Consider the following 409-nt stretch of genomic DNA (forward strand, 5'->3'; position numbering starts at 1 on the left):
GCCGGCCAGGCGTTCGAGCTGCGCGCGCAGGCGCTGCATGACCGCCGACTCGCCCAGCGGTGCCACCGATGGACTGAGCTGACGACGCAGGGCCTGGTTGTCGGCGCGCAGGCGCTGGGCTTCGAGCGCACGCTCCAGGGTGATCAGCAGCTTGGCCAGGGTCACCGGCTTCTCGATGAAGTCGTAGGCGCCCAGCCGCGTGGCCTCGACTGCGGTTTCGATGGTGCCGTGGCCGGACATCATCACGACCGGCGTGTCGTCACCGGCGGTCTTCCACTCGCGGAGCAGGGCGATGCCGTCGGTACCGGGCATCCAGATGTCGAGCAGCACGGCATCGAAGCGGCCTTCGCTGCGTGCTGCGCGCGCCGCCTCGGCATGCTCGGCGGTCGCTACCGCATAGCCCTCGTCC

1 protein-coding gene is annotated in these 409 nt (G+C 70.4%); it reads right to left on the reverse strand.

The window, feature by feature from the left end:
- The coding region (locus FLQ44_RS14315; protein WP_147694966.1) for a response regulator at nucleotides 1-409 on the reverse strand (409 nt) is incomplete at both ends.

This window comes from Vogesella mureinivorans, assembly GCF_007644035.1.
Classification (GTDB): Bacteria; Pseudomonadota; Gammaproteobacteria; order Burkholderiales; family Chromobacteriaceae; genus Vogesella; species Vogesella mureinivorans.